Consider the following 25,458-nt stretch of genomic DNA (forward strand, 5'->3'; position numbering starts at 1 on the left):
ACATCTTAAAGGCATGAAGCGGCAGTTGAAAAGCCCGCTTTCAGAAGGGCAAAAAGGGCTGTGGATGCTTCAAAAAATGTCTCCTGGGATGAGTGCATATAATATTCCTTTATGCTTTCGCTTCAGCAAACCAATACATGCAGAGACGTTCAAGAAAGCCCTTCTGTTTGTACAGAGACAATATCCGATCTTAGCCAGTGTGATTCAAGAAGAAAATGGCATTCCATTTCAATCGGTTCAGTTATCAAAGGATCTTTATTTTGTGGAAGAGGATATATCAGCAATGAAATCAGCAGATATCTTTCCTTTTCTAAAAGAAAAAGCAAAAGAACCTTTCCAGTTGGAAGCTGGTCCGTTATGGCGCACACACCTTTTTCATCGGTTAGAAGAATGCATTGTTCTTATAACAATTCACCATATCATATTTGATGGTGTGTCGATGCTGACATTGATATCGGCGCTATTCGAAGCGTATCAACAATTGCTGAATGGGATTGAGCCCTTGCAGCAGCCATTAACAGCTGATTATTACGATTTTGTCGATTGGGAAAAACGGATGCTGACTGGCAGAGAAGGGGAAGAGCATCTCGCTTACTGGAAAGAACAGTTGTCTGGGAGTCTGCCAGTTCTTGATTTGCCTGCTGACCGTCCGCGGTCTTCATCACGAAAATTCAAGGGGCAAGCTTATAAAAGCTTGCTCCCTCATCACCTGAAAAATCAAATTAAATCGTTTGCCCGCACCAATCATGTGAATGAATCGGTTGTGTTTCTCTCCATTTACAAAGTGTTGCTGCATCATTATACAAAACAAAAGGATATCATTGTTGGCGTTCCGACAATGGGTCGGCAAGAAGACAGATTTGAAACCCTAATCGGTTATTTTATCAATATGATGGCTGTTCGGAGCAAGAATATCGGATCTCAGCCATTAACAGCATTTATTCGGGAACTGCAGCTGACAGTGGCTGACGGCCTGGATCATGCGGCGTTTCCGTTCCCTGCATTGGTAAGAGAGCTGAATGTAGACCGCTCGGCCCCGGATTCTCCGGTTTTTCAAACAGCTTTTCTGTACCAAAACTTTTTTCAGGCAACAGGCTTGCAAAAAGTGCTCGAACCGTATCAAACGCTTGGCATCGAATATATTGAAGACATTCGGCAAGAGGGTGAATTTGAGCTGGCGCTCGAAATATATGAGCAAGAAAATGAAACAGTGCTTCATCTTCTGTACAACCCTGATTTGTATGAACTGTCCTCCATTGAAAGCATGATGGAGAACTATATGAAGCTCGCGCAACACATGATGGATGACCCGTCTTTGCCGCTTGAAGCCTACTCTTTGCGATTAAATCAAGAACAAACTAATTTGGTGGAACAATGGAATGCGACAGGGACAAACATCGCAAATGACAAGTGTATACATGAGGTGTTTGAGGAAAAAGCGAAACAAACCCCCGATGCGGTTGCTGTGATGTTTGAAGACAGATCACTTACATATAAAGAAGTAGATGAAAAAAGCACATCTGTGGCAGTCTACCTTCAACATCAGGGTGTTAGACCTGAACAGCCCGTTGGCATTTGTGCAGAGCGTTCGTTTGATATGATCATCGGAATTTTAGGAATACTGAAAGCTGGCGGAGCGTATGTGCCGTTAGATCCAAGTTTTCCGCAAGAACGATTAGAGTACATGCTCAAAGACAGTCAGGCATCCATTGTCCTCACCCAACCTAACGTTCATGATAGGATCATCGGATTAACTGGCAGCCATGTAAAAGCGATCAATATCGAGTTAGCTTGCCGAAACGGTTATACAGACCAGCAAAGCAGCGGTTTAAAGCGGGAAGTAAAACCGGAACACCTCGCTTATATTATATATACATCGGGAAGCACCGGAGAGCCTAAAGGGGTTATGGTAGAGCATCGGAGCATTATGAATACCCTGAATTTTCTTGAATCTCACTATCCTGTAACGGCTGAGGATGCATATTTATTGAAGACGAACTATGTGTTTGATGTATCGATCTCAGAATTATTCGGATGGTTTATTGGAGATGGCCGTCTAGTGATTCTTCCGCCTAATGGGGAGAAATCACCGCAGCTTTGCATGGATTATATTGAAACATATAAAGTGACTCACATTAATTTTGTGCCGGCCATGCTGCATGTTTTTTTAGAAATGGCGAAAGACAACAAGCGATTCACAGAGGACGGTCCGCTGAAGTATATGATGGTTGCAGGTGAAGCCTTCCCTAAAGAATTAGTGAAAAAGGCGGTATCGCTCTTTACAAACTGCCGTGTTGAAAATATATACGGACCGACGGAAGCCTCCATTTACGCTGCGTATTTCGGATGCGGAAAAGGAGATATCGCAAGTCACCATACACCGATTGGAAAGCCTGTTTCCAACACGAAAATTTATATTGTGGACCAGCATTTGAAACCTGTCCCGATCGGAAAGCCTGGTGAGCTTTGCATCGCTGGAGCCGGCTTAGCAAGAGGCTATTTTAAAAAGCCGGGGCTTACGGCTGAAAAATTTATTGATAATCCCTTTGAACCAGGGACGAAGCTATATAAATCGGGTGATTCAGCAAGGTGGCTTCCTGACGGCAACATAGAATACTTGGGACGGATTGACAGCCAAGTCAAAATACGCGGTTTTCGCGTCGAGCTGGGCGCAATAGAAACAAAGCTGAGTGAATTTCCGGGCATTTTAGATCAGGCGGTAGTGGTGAAGCAGCTGGAGGGCCATCAACAGCTCGCTGCTTATTATACAGAGGAAAGCGGACATGTCTCTGCCAATCCAAAAGATTTGCGCCTTCATCTAAAATCGAGTCTGCCTGAATATATGATACCTTCACACTTTATCCGCTTAGATGAGCTTCCATTATCGCCCAGCGGAAAAGTGAACCGTAAAGAATTAGAAAAACGCGAGATCGTGTTCAACAGAAGGAAACCAAATCACTTGCAATTAACGGAAATAGAGGATCAGGTGCTGCGCATTTGGGAGGAAACGCTCAAGGTCAGCGGATTTGGGCCGGAAGACGGATTTTTCGATGCGGGCGGCGATTCGCTTCTGGCTGTAGCTGTGGCTGAACGAATCAAAAAAGAATTCGATTGTGAGTTTCATGTTACTGAGCTGTTTGAGTTTTCCACGATCCGTGCAATCAGTGAATACATTTTGGAGATGAAAAACTCAGATCTAGCCGGGACACAAAATGAAGATCATTATGATATCAAAAAAGATAGAAAACACCTAGAACAGAAGATTCCCCCTTATTTTGATGACAGTGTTGCGATTGTGGGGATATCTTGCCAGTTCCCGGGTGCGAAAAATCATCATGACTTCTGGAACCACATCAAAGAAGGCAAAGAAAGCATACGATTCTTTTCTGAAGAAGAGCTTCGCGCAAATGGAGTTCCCGAAGAATTGATACAGCATCCTGACTATGTGCCTGTGCAATCTGTGATCGAAGGGAAAGACTTATTCGATCCCGGTTTCTTTCAAATCTCGCCAAAAGATGCTGAGTATATGGACCCTCAGCTCCGCCTCTTATTGCTGCACTCCTGGAAAGCGATTGAAGATGCAGGATATGTGGCTAAGGAGATTCCGGCAACAAGTGTATATATGTCTGCAAGCAGCAATTCATATAGAACGTTATTGCCGAAGGAGACAACAGAAGGACATGAATCACCGGATGGCTATGTCTCATGGGTTTTAGCCCAAAGCGGAACCATTCCCACAATGATCTCACATAAGCTCGGATTAAAAGGGCCAAGCTATTTTGTTCATTCTAACTGTTCTTCATCACTAGTCGGTTTATATCAAGCATACAAAAGCCTGACATCGGGCGAATCACAATATGCGCTTGTCGGAGGCGCAACATTGCACGCACAATCAGCGATCGGCTACGTGCACCAAAACGGGTTGAATTTTTCAAGCGACGGGCATGTAAAGGCGTTCGATGCTTCGGCGGACGGAATGGCCGGAGGTGAAGGCGTAGCAGTCATCCTGCTGAAAAAAGCTGTGGATGCCGTAAAAGACGGAGACCATATTTATGCCATTATGCGCGGAATAGGCATCAATAATGATGGGGCAGAGAAGGCAGGCTTCTATGCGCCTAGTGTAAAAGGCCAAACAGAAGTGATACAGCATGTATTGGATACAACCAAGATCCATCCTGAAACGGTCAGTTATATTGAAGCACACGGGACGGGAACGAAATTAGGCGATCCTATTGAAATGTCTGCTCTAAATAAAGTGTACAAGCAATACACCGACAAAACACAATTTTGCGGAATTGGTTCAGTGAAAACGAATATTGGCCATTTGGATACAGCTGCGGGGTTAGCCGGATGCATTAAAGTTGCGATGAGTTTATACCATAATGAACTTGCACCGACCATCAACTGTACGGAGCCGAATCCGGATATAAAGTTTGAAAGCTCTCCTTTTTATGTTGTCCGTGAACGAAAATCGTTAGAGAAACACGCAGGTGTCCATCGGGCGGCTCTGAGCTCATTCGGCCTTGGCGGAACTAACGCCCATGCAATATTTGAGCAATATGAAAACATTTCTGATGCAGGTACCGAAAACGAAGGCAATCAGCCTTACATCATTCCTATATCAGCAAAAAATAGTGAACGGCTCCAAGTATACGCGAAGGAAATGCTGTCCTATATCAGTCAAGACGAGCAAAGGCATTTCTCTTTAAGAGATATTGCATATACCTTCCAAGTCGGCCGTGAAGCAATGGATAACAGGATCGTTTTTATAGTGAACGATCTGGAAGAGTGGAAACATCAGCTGGAAGCTTTTGTGACTGGAAAGCCGCTCGCAGAAGGCTGTATTCAAGGAGAAAAAACGAGAATGACATCCGCTGAACAGCTGCTTGGAAATGCTGAAGCAGATGATATGGCTTCATCGCGGATATCAAAAGAAGAATTGAGAAAGCTTGCCGAGATGTGGGCAAATGGCTTTCACGTTGAATGGCGCAGGCTCTATCCAAATATAAAGCCACGCCGCATCAGCTTGCCGACATACCCTTTTGCCGAAGAACGATACTGGCCTGAAAGCAGCACCGGCGCTATCACAACAATTGAACCATCTCGTTTGCATCCTTTGGTGCACCATAATACATCGGTTCTGTCAGAGCAGCGTTTCAGCTCCATTTTCACAGGACAAGAGTATTTTATTGCCGAGCATATCATTAAAGGCATGGCGATTTTGCCGGCGGCGGTCACGCTTGAAATGGCAAGAGCCGCTATAGAACAAGGAATTGGCGGATTGGAGGATCATGAAACTGGAATCAGGCTGAAAAATGTCGTGTGGGTTCGCCCGGTTGTAGCAGGAAGTGAGCCGGTTCAGGTAAATATCGGACTTTACGATGAAGATGGCGGACACATTGCTTATCGGATGTATGGTGATCCGGAATCCGCTGATGCAGAACCAGTTGTATATAACCAAGGTATAGCGGAATTGATTCAGTTAAAGCGAGAAAAAGCACTGGATCTTTCTAAGATCAAGAAACAATGTGATCAAAGCAGAATGGATGCTGACTCGTTTTATGAAGGGATGATCGGCGCCGATTACGGTCCAGGTTACAAGAGTGTAGAGGCCGTATATAAAGGTGACGGCCAGCTGCTTGCAAAATTATCACTGCCGGAATCTGTTGCACATACATTGGGCGATTATGTTCTTCATCCAAGTGTAATGGACGGGGCGTTACAGGCGGCTGAATATTTGCAAAATGTCGTCAGAGCGGAACTTTCAGACACTGAAGACTTTAAGGCAGCACTGCCATTTGCCCTGGAGGAACTTGAGGTCTTTCGTCAGTGCGTTTCTGACATGTGGGTTTATGTTCAATTCAACTCGAAAAACAAACCGGGAGATTTGATAAAGAAAGTCGATATTCACCTATGTGATGAGCATGGCATGATCTGCGTGCGGCTGAAAGGATTTTCGACGAGAGTGATGGAGGCAGATATACAAACCGAACCATCAAAAATGAACGCTGAAACTTTATTGCTCCAGCCCGTTTGGCAAGAACAAAAGGCTGCTGACAGCTTAGCTGCAAAAAAATATGCAGAGCATCTCGTATTCCTATGTGAATATGATCATGAGACGAGAAAACAAATTGAAGCAGCCATCGAGGATGTCCATGTATACAGCCTGGAAGCAAGGCCTTCTTCAGTAGATGGGCGTTTCCATTCTTATACAGAACAAGTGTTTAAAAAGGTACAAGAGATCATTCGTACGAAACCGAAAGACGGCATTCTCGTTCAGATCGTAACCTCTGCAGAGGGAGAACAGCAATTGTTTTCAGGGTTGACAGGACTGCTGAAAACAGCTTGTCAGGAAAATGCCAAACTAACCGGCCAAATGATTGAAGTCAGCGGTGAAGAAAGTGGAGAAAGCATCGCGGGCAAACTGTTAGAAAATCAAATGAGCGGCGATTCATATGTCAAATATCAAAACGGGACACGGTATATTGCTGATTGGCGTGAAATCAAACAGGCAAAAGGAGACGGCAGCAAACCGTGGAAAGACAATGGTGTTTATCTCATTACAGGAGGTGCCGGCGGACTAGGTCATATTTTTGCAAAGGAAATTGCGGAACAAACGAAAAATGCGACAGTCATTCTGGCGGGCCGCTCACCTCTTAGCGAAAGCAAAAGCAAAAAGCTGGAAGAGCTTCATAGCAAGGGGGCTGACATCACCTACCGGCAAACAGATGTTACCAATAAAATTGAAGTCTATCAGCTCATTGACGACATTCAAAAAAGATATGGCCGTCTGAACGGTATTCTTCATAGTGCCGGAATCATCAAGGACAGCTACCTGGTTAATAAACAGGCAAAAGATCTGCACGATGTACTGGCGCCTAAAGTAAAAGGGCTTGTTTATCTAGACGAAGCGAGTAAGGATTTGCCTTTAGACTTCTTTATTCTCTTTTCATCTCTTTCAGGAAGTTTAGGGAGCATTGGTCAGTCTGACTATGCGGCAGCCAATGTATTTATGGATATGTATGCAGGCTATCGAAATCGGCTTGCCGACCTCAGCCAGCGGCATGGAAAGACGCTTTCTGTAAACTGGCCTTTATGGAGAGATGGAGGCATGCAGGTCGATCAAGAAACTGAGAAAAGGCTTGTACAACTTGCCGGTATTGTTCCTATGAGGGCGGAAAAAGGAATTCAGGCATTATATCAAGCACTTCATTCAGAGGCAAACCAAGTAATGGTGATCGAAGGCGATGTGCAGAAAATAAAACAAAACATGCTGGCCAAAAACGCCTCAGCACCTATGGAAAAGAAGGAAGCAGAACACATGACTGAACAAATAAATAGCATTGATACAGACAGTTTGCTGGATAAAGTAAAGGCGATGTTAAAGCGAGAGATCGCCAAGCTGTTAAAGGTCAAGCTTGAAACGATTGATGATCATGCCGAGATGACGGTGTATGGTTTTGATTCTATCTCCATGACTGAATTCACCAACCATATCAATCGCGCCTATCAGTTAGAGCTGACGCCAACCGTATTTTTTGACCACCCGACGATTCATGCGTTTGGCAAGCATTTGTCAGAAGAATATCAATCGGTATTTGCGAAGACATTTGCTGTGCGCGCTGCATCGGCTCAGCTTCAGCCTGCTGCGAAACAGGAACAAGCCGTGCGTGCCAAAGCTAAAAGACGCAGAAAGCAGCAAGTCATGCTGCCAAACGCCATACAGAGTGATGCTGGGCCTGAGCCAATTGCCATTGTGGGCATAAGCGGGATTTTTCCTATGGCGAAAGATGTTGAGGCGTACTGGAACATCTTAAAAGAAGGCAAAGACTGCATGACGGAAATCCCGAAAGATCGTTGGGATTGGCGTGAATATGAAGGTGATCCGGCGAAGGAAGTCAATAAAACGAACGTGAAATGGGGCGGTTTTATTGACGGTATTGCAGATTTTGATCCATTATTCTTTGGCATTTCCCCGCGTGAAGCTGAACAAATGGAACCTCAGCAGCGCTTACTGCTGACTTACGCCTGGAAAGCGATCGAAGATGCAGGATATTCGGCGAAAAGGTTGTCAGGCACAAAGACCGGCGTCTTCATCGGAACGGGAAATACAGGATACAGCTCTCTTCTATCTAAAGCGAACTCGGCAATAGAAGGATCAGCGGCAGCCAATACGAGCCCATCGGTCGGTCCGAACCGGGTCAGTTATTTCCTTAATCTGCACGGGCCGAGCGAACCGATTGATACAGCGTGCTCAAGTTCACTAGTGGCGATCCACCATGCCATCTCTTCAATTGAGGAAGGCACTTGTGACATGGCATTAGCCGGCGGTGTAAATACGATTATCCTTCCTGAGGTGTATATCAGCTTTGATAAGGCGGGAGCACTGAGCAAAGAAGGAAAATGCAAGACGTTTTCAAATCAAGCCGATGGTTTTGCGCATGGGGAAGGTGCCGGCATACTGTTCCTGAAAAAATTAAAAGCGGCTGAAGAAGCGGGAGACCACATTTACGGAGTCATAAAAGGCAGTGCAATCAATCACGGCGGCCGTGCAGCCTCTTTAACGACTCCCAATCCGAAGGCGCAGGCAGATGTTATTCAGTCGGCATATCAAAAAGCGGGAATCGATCCGAAAACCGTGACCTACATTGAAGCCCACGGAACCGGAACGGAGCTTGGAGACCCGGTTGAAATTAACGGTTTGAAATCAGCTTTTAAAGCATTGGGTGTAAATGAAGGAGACACATCAGCCAATCCTTACTGCGGATTAGGGTCTGTAAAGACAAATATCGGCCACTTATCACTGGCAGCCGGTGCAGCAGGAGTTATTAAAATATTATTGCAGCTTAAGCATAAAACCTTAGTGAAAAGTCTGCATTGCGAAAACGTGAATCCATACATTCAGCTGAAAAACAGTCCGTTCTATATCGTACGGGAAACGGAAGAATGGAAAGCGCTGAAAAATGAACGGGGAGAAGAGCTTCCTCGCCGGGCAGGTGTCAGTTCATTTGGAATCGGCGGGGTAAACGCCCACGTGATTATCGAGGAATATATTCCGGAAGCATCCGATGAGAATATACCATCCATCACGCCGGAACATCCGGGTATCTTCGTTTTATCGGCTAAAAATGAAGCGCGGCTAAAAGAACATGCACAGCAGCTGGCAGATGCGCTTGATAAGCAATCATATAGTGACGTAAATCTCGCCCGAATCGCTTATACACTGCAAGCCGGACGGGATGCGATGGAAGAACGTCTCGGGATTATTTCCGGTTCCATTGAGGATGTACAGCAAAAGTTAAAAGACTTTGCAGCAGGCAAAAGCGGTGTGGAGGATGTATTTAAAGGCAGGATTGATAAAGGCACACTCCAAATGCTGACAGAGGACGAAGAGATTCAAGAAGCCGTCGAGAAATGGATGGAACGGGGAAAGTATGCAAAATTGCTTGAATTATGGGTAAAGGGGCTTGATGTAGACTGGACGAAATTGTATGGCGAGAATCTGCCAAAGCGCATCAACTTGCCGACGTATCCTTTCGCAAAAGACCGTTATTGGATCTCTGATCATATTGAAAAAAGCAGCAGCATTGATGCAAATCAAGCAGCCTCCCGCCTTGGCGGAGCCGTGCTGCATCCATTAATGCATCAAAACACATCGAATCTCTCGGAACAAAGGTTTAGCTCTATTTATACGGGAGAAGAGTTTTTCCTTGCTGATCATGTTGTGAAAGGCCAACGAATTTTGCCGGGAGTGGCTCATCTTGAATTGGCGCGGGCAGCTGTTGAGCAGGCCGCAGAGGTACAAGGTGTACCGCGCACCATGAAGCTAAAGAACGCGGTGTGGGTGCGGCCTATTGTTGTAGAGGATCAGCCGCAACAAGTACACATTAGGCTTTTACCGGGGGAAAATGGTGAGATCTCTTATGAAATCTATGGTCATTCAGACGTTACTGGCGAACAGTCAATCGTCTACAGTCAAGGCAGCGCGGTATTGAATCCTGCTGAAAATCTGCCGACGGTTGATTTGCAATCTCTGCGGGAGCAGTGTCAGGAAAGTCATTTCAGCGTAAACGAAGTATACGACACCTATCGAATGATTGGATTTGAATATGGTCCTGCTTATCGCGGAGTGAAAAAAATCTATACAGCTGAACAATTTGTTTTGGCAAAATTGTCATTGCATCCGTCAGCTGCAGATACGCTCAGCCAATACAAAATGCACCCTGGGCTGATGGATTCTGCTTTGCAGGCGTCAAGCATTTTGACAGGCGCCGGGGATAACCAGCTGACACTGCCTTTTGCTATCAAGGAGCTTGAAATCTTCGGAGCATGCTCGTCAGAAATGTGGGTATACGCAAGATACAGCCAAGGCAGCAAGGCAACTGATAAGGTGCAAAAACGCGATATTGATATTTTAGATGAGAGCGGCAATGTTTTCGTACGGATGAAAGGATTATCTTTCAGAGCAGCGGAAGGCGGCTCTGGATCGGCGGAATCTGATCAAACGCTGGCAACCCTGATGTTTGAAGAAAAATGGGTGCCCAAGGATTTTAAAATAGAAAGTCCTGAGCCTCATTACGAACGGCACATTGTCATGCTTTGCGACATGAATGGCCTCTCAAAAGATCGCATTGAATCAAGAATGACAGGAGCGGAATGCATCGTTTTGGAGTCATTCCGCGAAGGACTTGCAGAGAGGTTCCAAGATTATGCCGAACAAGCGCTTGAGACGGTCCAGGGTCTTCTCAAAAGCAGACCTCAGGGCAATGTGCTGATCCAGCTGCTTACCTCTTCACAAAGAAAGCAGTACTCATTCTCAGGGCTATCGGCGCTCCTTAAAACCGCCGGCCTGGAGAATAAAAAACTAATCGGCCAGACGATTGAAATCGATTCACATGAAAATATTGAAAGTGTAATAGATAAACTGAAAGAGAATAAAAGGCACACAGAAGATCAGCACATCAAATATGAAAAAGGCAAACGGTACATCAATGATCTGGATGAAATGCAAATAGATGATCGGGAAATAAGCATGCCGTGGAGAGATAAAGGTGTTTACCTCATCACGGGCGGCGCAGGAGGACTTGGGTTTATTTTTGCAAAAGAGATTGCTCGTCAAGCCGAACAGCCTGTGCTCATTCTGACAGGCAGATCCGCGTTGAATGCGGATCAGCAGGCGGAGCTTAACGAACTTCAGCAATTAGGGGCTCGCGCAGAATACAGGCAGGTTGACGTGACACAAACGGAAGCAGCCTCCGAGCTTATCACAAGCATTACGTCTGATTACGGAGACTTGAATGGTGTCATTCACAGCGCTGGGCTGATTAAAGATAACTATCTTATGAGCAAAACCAATGAAGAGCTGACACAAGTTCTCGCTCCTAAGGTGAAAGGGCTTGTGAATGTGGATGAGGCAACCGAGCATCTTGCGTTAGATTTCTTTATCCTCTTTTCTTCAATATCAAGTGTTGCCGGCAGCGCGGGACAGGCCGATTATGCAATGGCTAATGCATTTATGGACAGTTATGCTGCTTATCGAAATGCGCTTGTAACCGCCATGTACAGGCACGGACAAACGTTGTCAATCAATTGGCCGCTCTGGAAAGAAGGCGGCATGCGCGCGAATAAAGAAATTGAAAACATGACGTTGAAAAACACAGGTGTGACTCCAATGCGGACCGAGACCGGCATTCAAGCGCTGTATAAAGGTTTGGCATTTGGCAAAGATCAAGTCATCGTCATGGAAGGAATCAAAGACATGATGAGGCAAAAGCTGACTCAAAAGCCGTCTTCTGATGATGTACCAATGAAAACAGTGCAAGTACCGGTGACATCTGAAGCAAGAATGGATCAAGGGAATATGTTTGACCACATTCAAGAAGTTTTAAAGCAAACAATCTCTCAATTGCTCAAAATCAAACCTGAAGAGATTGACCCGGACATGGAGTTTAATCAATATGGATTTGATTCGATTACGTTAACTGAATTCGCAAATACACTGAATGAGAAGTACAAGCTGGATCTTACGCCTACGATCTTCTTTGAGCACGCAACTGTTTATGCATTTGCAGGGTATCTGTCAGAAGAATATCCAAATGCTTTTACAGCTCAAACGCCTGCCAAAGCTGAGGTGCTGATGCTGCCTGTCGAACAGAATATAAAAAATATGACGTTTTCGACTGAAAACCGCTTTGTAAAACCTTCGGTAACACCAATGCAAAAGGAAGCTGATCACAAGCCTGAGCCTATTGCGATTGTTGGGATGAGCGGCGTTTTCCCAAAGGCAAAAGACGTTGAGGAATATTGGAAGAACCTGTTATCGGGCACAGATTGTATTACAGAGGTTCCAAAAGACCGCTGGGATTGGCAGGAGTATTACGGAGACCCTCTGAAAGAAGCGAATAAAACAAACGTCAAATGGGGCGGTTTTATTGATGAAGTAGCTGACTTTGATCCATTGTTCTTCGGCATATCTCCGCTGGAGGCTGAGCAGATGGAGCCTCAGCAGCGCCTGTTAATGACCTATGCGTGGAAGGCGGTAGAAGAAGCGGGACACTCAGCGAGATGCCTGGCAGGAACCAAAACGGGCATCTTCATCGGGACAGGAAACACAGGGTACAGTTCACTTCTGTCAAATGTAGACATCGAAGGCTCAGCGGCTGCGAATATGAGTCCTTCTGCAGGACCGAATAGAGTCAGTTATTTCCTGAACATTCATGGACCGAGTGAACCGATCGACACTGCGTGCTCAAGCTCTTTGGTCGCCATTCATCATGCGGTTTGCGCCATTGAAAATGGAAACTGTGAAATGGCGATTGCGGGAGGGGTCAACACGGTCGTAACTCCGCAAGGCCATATCGCCTATGATAAGGCCGGGGCGCTGAGCAAAGAAGGAAGATGCAAAACATTTTCTGACAAAGCCGATGGATTCGCAGTCAGTGAAGGTGCCGGCATTCTCTTTCTGAAAAAGCTGACAGCGGCTGAACGAGACGGTGATCATATTTACGGTGTCATTAAAGGAAGTGCGGTAAACCACGGTGGCCGCGCAAATTCTCTAACGACTCCTAATCCGAAAGCTCAGGCGGATGTCGTAAAAACAGCATATGAAAAAGCGGGAATTGATCCAAGAACCGTAACTTATATTGAAGCGCATGGGACTGGAACCGAGCTGGGCGATCCAGTAGAAATCAACGGCTTAAAAGCGGCATTTAAAGAGCTGTATGAAAAAACGGGGGACCCGGCTGTTCATGGCAGCCATTGCGGACTTGGATCAGCGAAAACAAACATCGGTCACTTATCGCTGGCGGCCGGTGTGGCGGGTGTCATTAAAGTGTTATTGCAGCTCAAGCATAAAACGCTTGTCAAAAGTCTGTACAGTGAAACTGTTAATCCATATATCAGACTGGATGACAGCCCGTTTTATATTGTGCAGGAATCGAGAGAGTGGCAGGCGCTTCGGGATGAAGCCGGCCGAGAGCTGCCGCGCCGCGCAGGCATCAGTTCGTTCGGGATAGGCGGCGTCAATGCCCACGTGGTCATTGAGGAATATATTCCGAAAGAAACAACCCATCCTGCAACAGCACCAGCTGTGACAGCACAGCACCCGGGCATCTTTATTTTGTCGGCAAAGGATGAAGATCGTCTGAAAGACCAAGCCCGGCAATTAGCAGACTTTATCAGCAAGCGATCTATCACTGCTCGTGACCTCACTGATATTGCTTATACACTCCAAGAGGGGCGTGATGCAATGGAGGAGAGATTAGGGATCATCGCTGTCTCTACTGGGGACTTGCTGGAAAAACTGAACCTCTTTATAGAAGGAGGCACCAATGCGAAGTACATGTACAGAGGCAGAGCAGAAAAAGGTATCGCACAAACATTGAGATCAGATGACGAAGTACAGAAAACGCTCAACAATAGCTGGGAGCCTCACATATATGAAAGACTGCTTGATTTATGGGTAAAAGGCATGGAAATAGGCTGGAGTAAACTGTATGACGGCAAACAGCCGAAACGCATCAGCCTCCCTACCTATCCATTTGCGAAAGAACGCTACTGGATAACGGATACGAAAGAGGAGGCAGCCGCCCATCAAACAGCTTTAAAAACAGTCGAATCAGCAGCTTTGCATCCATTGATACATGTCAACACATCTGATTTGTCAGAGCAGCGTTTCAGCTCGGCCTTTACAGGTGCTGAGTTCTTTTTCGCCGATCATAAGGTGAAGGGAAAACCGGTTATGCCGGGCGTGGCATATCTTGAGATGGTTCATGCTGCCGTTACAAGAGCAGTGAGAAGAACCGAAGATCAACAATCTGTTATTCACATCAAAAATGTTGTGTGGGTGCAGCCGATTGTGGCGGATGGCCAGCCTGTTCAAGTGGATATCAGTCTAAATCCCCAGCAGGACGGCGAGATTGCTTTTAACGTCTATACAGAGGCTGCACACAATGATCGAAAGATACATTGTCAAGGCAGTGCTTCAATCCGTGGGGCAGGAGACATTCCAGTCCAGGATATCAGCGCGCTTCAAGACCAATGCAGTTTAAGCACACTCTCACACGACCAGTGTTATGAATTGTATAAGGCGATCGGCATTGACTACGGACCTGGTTTTCAAGGGATAGATCGGCTTTACATCGGCCGCAATCAAGCCTTGGCAGAGCTTTCTCTGCCTGCTGGTGTAACTCACACACTGAATGAATTCGTTCTTCATCCAAGTATGGCCGACTCTGCTTTACAAGCGTCGATCGGGCTAAAGCTGAATTCCGGTGACGAGCAGCTTTCTCTGCCTTTTGCGCTGCAAGAGCTAGAAATATTTAGCCCGTGTACAAATAAAATGTGGGTGTCTGTGACATCTCGTCCTAATGAGGACAAAATACAGAGACTGGATATTGATTTGTGTGATGAACAAGGCCGAGTGTGTGTAAGAATCAAGGGGATTACCTCAAGGCTGCTGGAAGAAGGCATACAACCGCCAGACGGGCCGACATCACTAGGAAACTCCAAAGCAACTCTTAACGGAGCGCTTCTTATGGCGCCGATATGGGATCGAGTGCAGCTGGAGAAAAGGAGCATTTCGCCTGCTGATGAGCGTGTTGTCATCCTCGGAGGGGATGACAACAGCAGAAAAGCTGTTCAAAGGGAGTTTCCGTTTGCCAAGGAGCTGTACATTGAGCCGAACGCATCAATTCATAGAATTACAGGCCAGCTTGAAGCACTCGGATCGTTTGACCACATCGTGTGGATGTCTCCTTCTCGTGTGACAGAGTGCGAAGTCGGCGATGAAATGATTGAAGCCCAAGATCAAGGCGTCATTCAAATGTATAGGCTCATTAAGGCAATGCTTTCTTTAGGCTATGGACAGAAGGAGATAAGCTGGACGGTCGTGACGGTGAACACACAATATGTTGATCAGCATGATATTGTCGACCCGATCGATGCCGGGGTACACGGCCTGATCGGTTCAATGTCAAAAGAATATCCAAATTGGCAGACAAAGCTGATCGATGTTAAAAAATACGAAGATCTGCCGTTATCTCAACTCCTTTCCTTGCCTGCCGATCAAGAAGGGAATACGTGGGCCTATCGAAACAAGATTTGGCATAAGCTTCGTCTAATTCCAGTACACAACAATCAACCGGTGCACACGAAGTATAAGCACGGAGGCGTTTATGTTGTCATAGGCGGAGCTGGCGGTATTGGTGAGGCGTGGAGTGAATATATGATCAGAACATATCAGGCGCAGATCGTTTGGATTGGCAGAAGGAAAAAGGATGCAGCCATTCAAAGCAAGCTGGACAGACTTGCACGTCTAGGGCCAGCCCCGTATTACATTCAAGCAGATGCGGCTAACCGAGAGGAATTAGAACGCGCGTATGAAACAATGAAACAAACGCATCATGAAATCAACGGCATCATCCATTCTGCGATTGTCTTACAAGACCGAAGCCTGATGAATATGAGTGAGGAATGTTTCAGAAACGTTCTTGCTGCAAAGGTTGATGTAAGCGTGCGAATGGCCCAAGTTTTCCGGCATGAACCACTGGATTTTGTTTTGTTTTTCTCTTCCGTACAATCGTTTGCAAGAGCTTCCGGACAAAGCAATTACGCTGCGGGTTGCAGTTTTAAGGATGCTTTTGCACAGCGGCTGTCTCAAGTATGGCCTTGTACAGTAGCCGTGATGAATTGGAGTTATTGGGGAAGCATTGGTGTTGTTTCATCACCGGATTACCAAAAGAGAATGGCTCAGGCAGGCATAGGCTCAATTGAAGCCCCTGAAGCAATGGAAGCTTTGGAATTGCTGCTCGGGGGACCGCTGAAGCAGCTAGTAATGATGAAAATGGCAAACGAAACGAATGATGAAGCGGAACAGACAGAAGAAACGATTGAAGTGTACCCGGAAACTCACGGCTCCGCCATGCAAAAGCTGCGAAGCTATCACCCGGGTGACAGCACAAAGATTCAACAACTGTTATAGGAGGGAAAGCGCCAATGCTGAACACAGAAGACATTCTCTGTAAAATGCTTTTCGCACAATTACAGTCCATAGGGTTTTTCACAGAAAGTAAATCCCAGCCGGTATTGGAGAATTTCTATGGCAGATGGTTCGAAGAAAGCCAATCAATTTTAGAACGGCAGCAATTTTTGAAGCGAACGGAGAACGGATATGTTCCAACACGCTCAATAGGCACCATGAGCGAGCTGTGGAAAGAATGGAATGAACAAAAATCTGACCTGCTTCAAGACAATAATATGAAAGCCATGGTGACATTGGTGGAGACAGCACTTAAAGCCTTGCCGGAGATTCTGACCGGCAAGGCGTCAGCCACCGATATCCTGTTTCCGAATTCATCTATGGATTTAGTAGAAGGGATCTATAAAAACAATCAAGTCGCAGACTATTTTAATGATGTTCTTGCAGATACGTTAACAGCCTATCTGCAAGAACGTCTGAAGCAAGAGCCTGAGGCGAAGATTCGAATATTAGAAATCGGAGCCGGGACCGGCGGGACAAGCGCGGCTGTTTTTCAAAAATTGAAAGCATGGCAGACACATATAAAAGAATATTGTTATACAGATCTGTCTAAAGCTTTTTTAATGCATGCAGAAAATAAGTATGGTCCTGACAATCCATATTTGACATATAAACGATTTAATGTCGAGGAGCCGGCGTCTGAACAGCATATTGATGCGGGAGGCTACGACGTGGTCATCGCGGCAAATGTGCTTCATGCCACAAAAAATATCCGGCAAACATTGCGAAATGCAAAAGCAGTTTTGAAAAAGAACGGGCTGCTCCTTTTAAATGAAATAAGTAATCATAATATATATTCGCATTTGACGTTCGGCCTTTTAGAGGGCTGGTGGCTGTATGAGGATCCTGATCTCCGCATACCGGGCTGCCCGGGCCTGTATCCGGATACTTGGAAAACGGTGCTTGAGAGTGAAGGATTTCGCTATGTTTCCTTTATGGCTGAACAATCGCATCAGCTCGGCCAGCAGATCATTGCCGCTGAAAGTAACGGAGTCGTCCGTCAAAAGAAGAGAACGGAGGCAGAAGAAGATCCAAGCCATATACAAATGAATGCTGAAATCGATCATTCACAGGAAAGCGATTCTCTCATCGAACAAACGGCACAATTTGTGAAGCATACGCTGGCAAAATCAATCAAACTATCACCAGAACGTATTCACGAAGATACGACATTTGAGAAGTATGGAATTGATTCGATTTTGCAGGTGAATTTCATTCGTGAATTAGAAAAAATGACGGGAGAGCTTCCAAAAACCATTTTATTTGAACATAACAACACAAAAGAACTCGTCGAATATTTAGTAAAGGGGCATGAAAATAAGCTCCGGACAGCATTGTTAAAGGAAAAAACGAAGCCTGCAAAAAATGAAGCTCCACTTCAAACAGAGCGTACAGATCCTAATAAGCCATTTACTTTTCATACACGCCGCTTTGTTACAGAGCAGGAAGTCACTGAAACTCAGCTAGCAAATACCGAACCACTAAAAAAAGAAAAGACAAGTAATTTGCAAAGAACACATTTTAATGATTCTAGTACAGAAGATATCGCAATAATCGGGGTAAGCGGGCGCTATCCGATGTCTAACAGTTTAGAAGAGCTTTGGGGGCATTTAATCGCCGGAGACAATTGTATTACAGAGGCACCGGAATCCAGATGGCGCACATCTTTATTGAAAACATTATCAAAAGATCCAAAAAAGCCGGCAAATAAGAAACGCTATGGCGGATTTTTACAAGATATAGAGGCATTTGACCATCAGCTTTTTGAGGTGGAGCAAAACCGGGTGATGGAAATGACACCGGAACTCCGTTTATGTTTAGAAACCGTCTGGGAAACGTTTGAGGACGGCGGCTATACGCGAACCCGGCTGGATAAATTGCGGGATGATGACGGAGTAGGTGTTTTTATAGGGAATATGTATAACCAGTATTTTTGGAATATCCCATCTTTAGAGCAGGCAGTCCTCAGCTCAAATGGGGGAGACTGGCACATTGCAAATCGCGTTTCCCACTTTTTTAACCTGACCGGACCGAGTATCGCTGTCAGCTCAGCATGCTCTAGTTCATTAAACGCCATACATCTTGCGTGTGAAAGCCTGAAATTGAAAAACTGCTCAATGGCGATTGCTGGAGGTGTCAATTTAACACTCGATCTCTCTAAATATGATTCTTTGGAGCGTGCCAATCTGCTGGGAAGCGGCAATCAAAGCAAAAGTTTTGGCACCGGAAACGGGCTTATTCCCGGGGAAGGCGTCGGAGCTGTCCTGTTAAAACCACTTTCGAAGGCGATGGAAGATCAGGATCATATTTACGCTGTGATCAAAAGCAGTTTTGCTAACCATAGCGGCGGAAGACAGATGTATACAGCTCCGGACCCGAAGCAGCAAGCAAAGTTAATTGTCAAGTCGATTCAGCGGTCGGGCATTGATCCAGAGACTATTGGCTATATTGAATCGGCGGCAAATGGTTCAGCGCTGGGCGATCCTATTGAAGTAATTGCCTTAACAAACGCGTTTCAACAATATACAAACAAGAAACAGTTTTGTGCGATAGGCTCTGTCAAATCCAATCTGGGGCATTTAGAGGCGGCTTCCGGTATTTCCCAGTTGACAAAAGTCTTGCTGCAGATGAAGAAAGGGACGCTGGTGCCGACAATTAACGCGCTGCCTGTCAATCCAAATATTAAGCTGGAGCACACGGCTTTCTATCTTCAGGAACAAACAAAGCCATGGCATCGCTTGAATGATCCTGAAACTGGAAAACAATTGCCTCGCAGAAGCATGATCAATTCCTTCGGAGCGGGGGGAGCCTATGCCAATCTTATTATAGAAGAATATATGGAGACGGCCCCTGAGAAAGAACATATCGCTCTCCGCCAGCAGGAATTCACTGCCGTTTTTTCAGCCAAAACAAAATGGAGCCTGCTTAGCTATCTAGAAAATATGCAATTGTTTTTAGAGAAGGAAGCTTCTCTGGATATTGAACCCGTTGTACAGGCTTTACACAGGAGAAACCATAATTTAGAGCATAGGGCTGCATTTACAGTGACATCAACTCAAGAGCTGATCGAAAAACTAAAGATATTCCGAACATCAAGAGAAAGCTCACTCCAGCAAGGTATCTATACATCATTCGATTTACAGCCATGTCCGGAATCAGCATCTAAGGATAGAGAAATAAACGCAGCAGAGCAATGGGCACAAGGGGCATCGATTGCTTTTAAAGAAGCTGATATAGGGAACCGATCAGGCTGGATTCATCTGCCTCACTATGCATTTGACCATAATACATCATTTCATTTCGATGTATCGTCTATCAATGAGAAATCGTCAGATGTTGAAGACAATATCAATCAACCGGTCATTCAAGATCAATTCACTTATGATGAGCCTTACGTTCAAGGACACGTCTTCAACAATGAACGGGTGCTTGTCGGTGCCACATATGGCAGTCTGGCCATTGAAGCATTTTTTAACCTGTTCCCTGAGGAAAACAGCGGCAGTATCAGCAAATTAAGTTATATCAGTCCAATTGTCATCAAACAAGGCGAGACCATTGAAATTCAGGCAAAGCCGCTGCAAAAAGATCAAGTCATAGAACTGCAAATCATGTATCGCGAGCCGTCCTCTGGTTTGTGGAAGCCTGCCGCAATCGGACAATGCGGAATCGGTTCTTTTGATCCAAAAAAAGTCAATATCGAGAACGTTAAGCATTCATTAACTAAGCTTCATCACATCGATCAGATGTATAAAACCGGAAACGGTCCTGAATGGGGAGAGTTATTTAAGACAATTACTCATCTCTACAGAGATCACAAGTCTATACTGGCAAAAATTCGCCTGCCCCAAAGCGGGCTGGCAAACGGGCACCATTACACTGTAAGCCCATTGATGACAAACAGCGCGTACTTGGCTATCCTCAGTTTCTTAGAGCAGTTTGACATGACAGGCGGCTTCCTGCCATTTGGAATCAATGATATCCAGTTTACAAAGCAAACGATAAAAGGGGATTGCTGGCTTTTGATTACATTGGTTAAGAATACAGGTGACATGCTGCTGTTTGATGTAGATGTGATCAATGAGTCGTCAGAAACAGTGCTGCACTACTCGGGCTACTCGCTTAAACAGCTTCGTATTTCGAATCAAAGAGGAAATCAAAATAAGGCCATCAAAGCCAGCAATCTGAAAGATCGTATCAGAAGCTATGTAACAGATAAACTGGCAGTAAACATGGCCGATCCGTCAAAATTGTCTCTTGCAAAAGCGCATATCATGGATTTTGGAATCGATTCTTCTCAATTGGTTTCATTGACAAGGGAGATGGAAGCAGAGACAAAGATCGAATTAAATCCGACTCTGTTTTTTGAGTATCCGACTATTCAAGAGCTAATCGACTTTTTTGCGGACAAACATGAAGCATCATTTGCTCAGCTGTTTGGTGAAGCTCATCAGCAGGAAGAACGCCCAGCTCAAATCGAAAACCAAATGAAACAGATTCCGGCATACGAGACGAACACGGATAAAACAATCGAACACGCAGCAGACGGCATAGCCATTATCGGCATGTCGGGACAGTTTCCGAAAGCAAACAGCGTAACGGAATTTTGGGATAACCTTATCCAAGGAAAGAACTGTGTCTCTGAAGTGCCGAAAGAACGCTGGGACTGGCGCAAATATGCCGCAGCCGATAAGGAAGGGCAATCAAGCCTTCAATGGGGCGGTTTTATAGAAGGAATAGGTGAGTTTGATCCCCTGTTTTTTGGCATATCGCCTAAAGAAGCGGCGAATATGGACCCACAGGAGTTTCTGCTCTTGATACATGCATGGAAGGCGATGGAAGATGCAGGCTTAACAGGGCAGGTTGTATCCAGCCGCCCGACAGGAGTATTTGTCGCAGCCGGCAATACGGATACAGCTGTGATTCCTTCCCTAATTCCAAACCGTATATCCTATGCACTTGATGTAAAAGGGCCAAGTGAATATTGTGAAGCTGCCTGTTCCTCAGCTCTAGTGGCTTTGCACAGAGCTATACAATCCATTCGAAACGGCGAATGTGAGCAAGCCATTGTCGGGGCTGTGAATTTGCTGCTTTCACCAAAAGGCTTTATTGGCTTCGACTCAATGGGCTATTTGAGTGAGAAAGGACAGGCCAAATCCTTTCAAGCAGATGCAAATGGCTTTGTCAGAAGTGAAGGAGCGGGAGTTCTCATCATTAAACCATTGCAAAAAGCCATTGAAGATTCTGATCATATTTATTCGGTTATTAAAGGTTCAGGTGTATCGCATGGCGGCAGGGGAATGTCACTTCACGCGCCAAATCCGGCCGGCATGAAGGATGCAATGCTGAAGGCTTATCAAGGAGCACAAATTGATCCCAAAACGGTGACCTATATAGAAGCGCATGGGATCGCCTCTCCATTGGCAGACGCGATAGAAATAGAGGCGTTAAAGTCTGGCTGCAGTCAGCTCGAATTGGAACTTCCACAGGAAGTACGGGAGGAAGCGCCATGTTATATCAGCAGCTTAAAGCCGAGCATCGGACACGGTGAACTCGTCTCAGGCATGGCTGCTCTTATGAAGGTCAGCATGGCGATGAAGCATCAAACAATACCAGGCCTATCCGGATTTTCGTCTTTGAATGACCAGGTGTCAATAAAGGGCACCCGTTTCCGAGTGACTGCCGAAAATCAGCAATGGGGGGATTTAAGTGACGATGCAGGCAAAAAAATTCCGCGCAGAGCGAGTATCAACAGCTATAGCTTTGGAGGCGTAAATGCGCACGTCATTTTAGAAGAATATATTCCTTTACCAAAACCACCGGTTAGTATGAGTGAGAATGGTGCCCACATTGTAGTTCTTTCTGCAAAGAATCAAGACAGGCTAAAAGCAATTGTTCAACAGCAGCTTGACTATGTGAATAAACAACAAGCACTGTCATTACAAGATTATGCTTATACACTCCAAACCGGCCGAGAGGAAATGGAAGATCGCCTAGCGCTCGTCGTCCGCAGTAAAGAAGAACTGGTAATCGGCTTGCAAGCCTGCTTAGCAGAAAAAGGCGATAAGCCGAAGAGTTCTGTACCTGTCTTTAGCGGAAATGCAGAAAATGGCTCGTCAGATATCGAAGCCTTGCTGGATGGTCCATTAAGAGAAATGGTGATCGAGACTTTGTTGTCTGAAAACAACCTTGAAAAGATCGCGTTTTGCTGGACAAAAGGGGTGCAAATCCCATGGGAGAAGCTTTATCAAGGAAAAGATGCCCGCAGAATACCGTTGCCAACCTATCCATTTGAAAAGAGAAGCTGCTGGAACGGCTTTCAAGCAGTAGAGAGTACGCCTTCTGTTTCACAGGATGAGCGTATCAACAACAGCAGCGATCATCACATATTAGCAACTGTACTAGGGATGGATCCGGATGAACTGCAGCCTCATAAGCCATTGCAGCAGTATGGATTTGATTCAATTTCTTGCATACAGTTATTACGGCAATTGCAATCAAAGGTGGACCCTCTCATTGCCTTGACGGAGCTTCAAGCATGCCATACTGTTCAGGACATGATGGACTTGATCGCAAAGAAACAGAAGGATACATCCTTACAAAATGATCAAGCTCGCACGTTTCCGGAATTGATACCGTTAAATGACGGCAAGCGGGGGCGCCCTGTCTTTTGGTTCCATGGCGGAGTAGGAGGAGTTGAAATCTATCAGCAATTTGCACAAAAGAGCCAGCGCCCTTTTTACGGCATTCAAGCCAGAGGATTCATGACTGATTATGCTCCTTTGCACGGAATTGAACAAATGGCTTCCTATTATATAGAGATCATTCGATCCATACAGCCTGAAGGTCCTTATGATGTAGGCGGATATTCCTTAGGCGGGATGATTGCATATGAAGTCACTCGCCAGCTGCAAAGCCAAGGCCTTGCTGTCAAAAGCATGGTGATGATTGACTCCCCATATCGTTCTGAGACAAAAGAGAATGAGGCATCTATGAAAACGTCAATGCTGCAAACAATTAATATGATGCTGGCATCGATTGCGAAACGGGAAAAGCTTACGGATGTTCTCATCAGCCGTGAAGAGGTGGACATAAGCTTAGAGGATGAAGAATTCCTGTCTGAGTTGATTGACTTGGCAAAAGAACGAGGGCTAAACAAACCAGATAAGCAAATACGTGCGCAGGCTCAGCAAATGATGAAAACACAGCGCGCCTATGATTTGGAGTCGTACACTGTTAAGTCTCTCCCTGATCCTGAGACGGTAAAATGTTATTATTTCCGCAACAAAAGCAGGTCTTTCTTTGGTGATTTAGACACTTATTTCACTTTATCAAATGAAAAAGAACCGTTTGATCAAGCTGCCTATTGGGAGGAATGGGAGCGGCAAATTCCCCATTTCCACCTGGTGGATGTCGATTCAAGCAACCACTTCATGATATTAACCGAACCGAAAGCGTCAACAGCCATGTTAGAATTTTGCGAAAAGCTCTATTCAAACAGGGGAGTAGTGAATGCGAATTTCCTTAAGGCTTTCCGGAAGAAACATGAAGCGAGGGAAGAAAAAGAAACAGATGAATTGGTGAAGCGCTAAAAACACAAACGCCCCCTCTTTTAAAAGGGGGCGTTTTGAATGTTATTTTGAAAGAGAAACAGGGAGACTTTCTAATCCTCTTAAAAAGACATTTTTTCTCCATTGAATGTCATCAGGCGCAACCGCAAGTTCAATATCAGGAAATCTCTTCAAAAGTGCGTTAAATGCAATGTGGCCTTCCAGCCTGGCAAGAGGCGCTCCTAAGCAGAAATGAATGCCAAAACCGAAAGAAATATGTCTGTTAGGCGACCGATTTATATTTAATATTTCGGGGTTCTCAAAAAAATTCGGGTCGCGATTGGCCGATCCGATCCCTATAAAAATCATGTCTCCTCTTTTGATCGAATGCCCCTTATATGTAAAGTCTTCGATGACCCACCGATTTGCCATCATAACGACAGGTGAGGTGTATCGCAGCAATTCTTCAACCGCTGTAGCGATCATTTCAGGATGCTGCTTGAGCTTCTCACATTCCTTCTTGTGCTGCAGCAATGCGAGGGTGCCTGAGCCGAGTAAGTTAACAGTCGTCTCAAGGCCTGCTACAACGAGCAAGAACAGCATCGAATAGAGCTCTTTTTCGCTTAACTTGCTGCCGTTTTCCTCAGCATGCACAAGTTTGCTGATTAAATCGTCTTTTGGCTTTATTCTTCTGTCATGGATCAGCTTGGAGATATAATCTTTAAATTCACGAAGAGCCTGATTTGTCAGCTCTCTGTTACCTTCAGAGGTATCAACCATCGCATTGGTCCAGATTTGAAACTGTGACCGATCTTCTTTTGGGATTCCCATCAATTCAGATATAACAATAAAAGGCAAAGGGGAAGCGAAGGATTTCATGATATCCGCTTTATTTTCTTTTTCCATTTCATCTAAAAGCTGTTCAGCAATTTGTTCAATGCTGCCGCGCAGATTTTCAATGGTTCGGGGAGTAAATGCTTGATGAACAAGTGATCTCAGGCGGGTATGGTCAGGTGTGTCTTTTGCCAGCATATGATCGGATACAAAATCGATATCTTCACTAACGTTGAGCATTTTGATTTGTTCTTGGTTCATCACATTTTTTACGTCTCTTGTAATTCGATTGTCTTTTAAAAAGGCCATACAATCATCGTATCGGGTAATTAACCAGGCCGGATATGTGGCTCCGAACCGTTTTAATTCAAATCGGTGAATGGGCTCTTCCTCTCTAAATCGTCCTAAAACTGAAAAAGGATTGTGATGAAACTCTTTACCATGCGGATGAAACATCAATTTTTCCATTTGCATTCTCCTCGCCTAATAGGGTAAATAGATGAATCAAATTGCTGAACTAGTTTACAAAAAACAGAATGA

At 45.2% G+C, this 25,458-nt stretch carries 3 protein-coding genes; 2 read left to right on the top strand and 1 reads right to left on the bottom strand.

Going from position 1 to position 25,458, the window contains the following annotated elements:
- The first annotated feature begins 13 nt into the window (after positions 1-13).
- Both ACFVP7_RS09845 and ACFVP7_RS09850 read left to right on the top strand, forming a co-directional pair.
- Positions 14-16,480: an amino acid adenylation domain-containing protein gene (locus ACFVP7_RS09845; protein WP_396583259.1), complete on the top strand. Its 16,467-nt coding sequence runs from the start codon at positions 14-16 to the stop codon at positions 16,478-16,480.
- A 14-nt stretch (positions 16,481-16,494) separates the two neighbouring features.
- Complete coding sequence (locus ACFVP7_RS09850) at positions 16,495-24,126, top strand: beta-ketoacyl synthase N-terminal-like domain-containing protein (RefSeq protein WP_396583172.1); 7,632 nt, start codon at positions 16,495-16,497, stop codon at positions 24,124-24,126.
- Positions 24,127-24,168: 42 nt separating this feature from the next.
- On the opposite strand, the gene ACFVP7_RS09855 is transcribed toward ACFVP7_RS09850, so the two are convergent.
- Complete coding sequence (locus ACFVP7_RS09855) at positions 24,169-25,386, bottom strand: cytochrome P450 (RefSeq protein WP_134981722.1); 1,218 nt, start codon at positions 25,384-25,386, stop codon at positions 24,169-24,171.
- Positions 25,387-25,458: the final 72 nt, after the last annotated feature.

It is taken from the genome of Bacillus sp. SG20033, from assembly GCF_044570195.1.
Classification (GTDB): Bacteria; Bacillota; Bacilli; order Bacillales; family Bacillaceae; genus Bacillus; species Bacillus subtilis.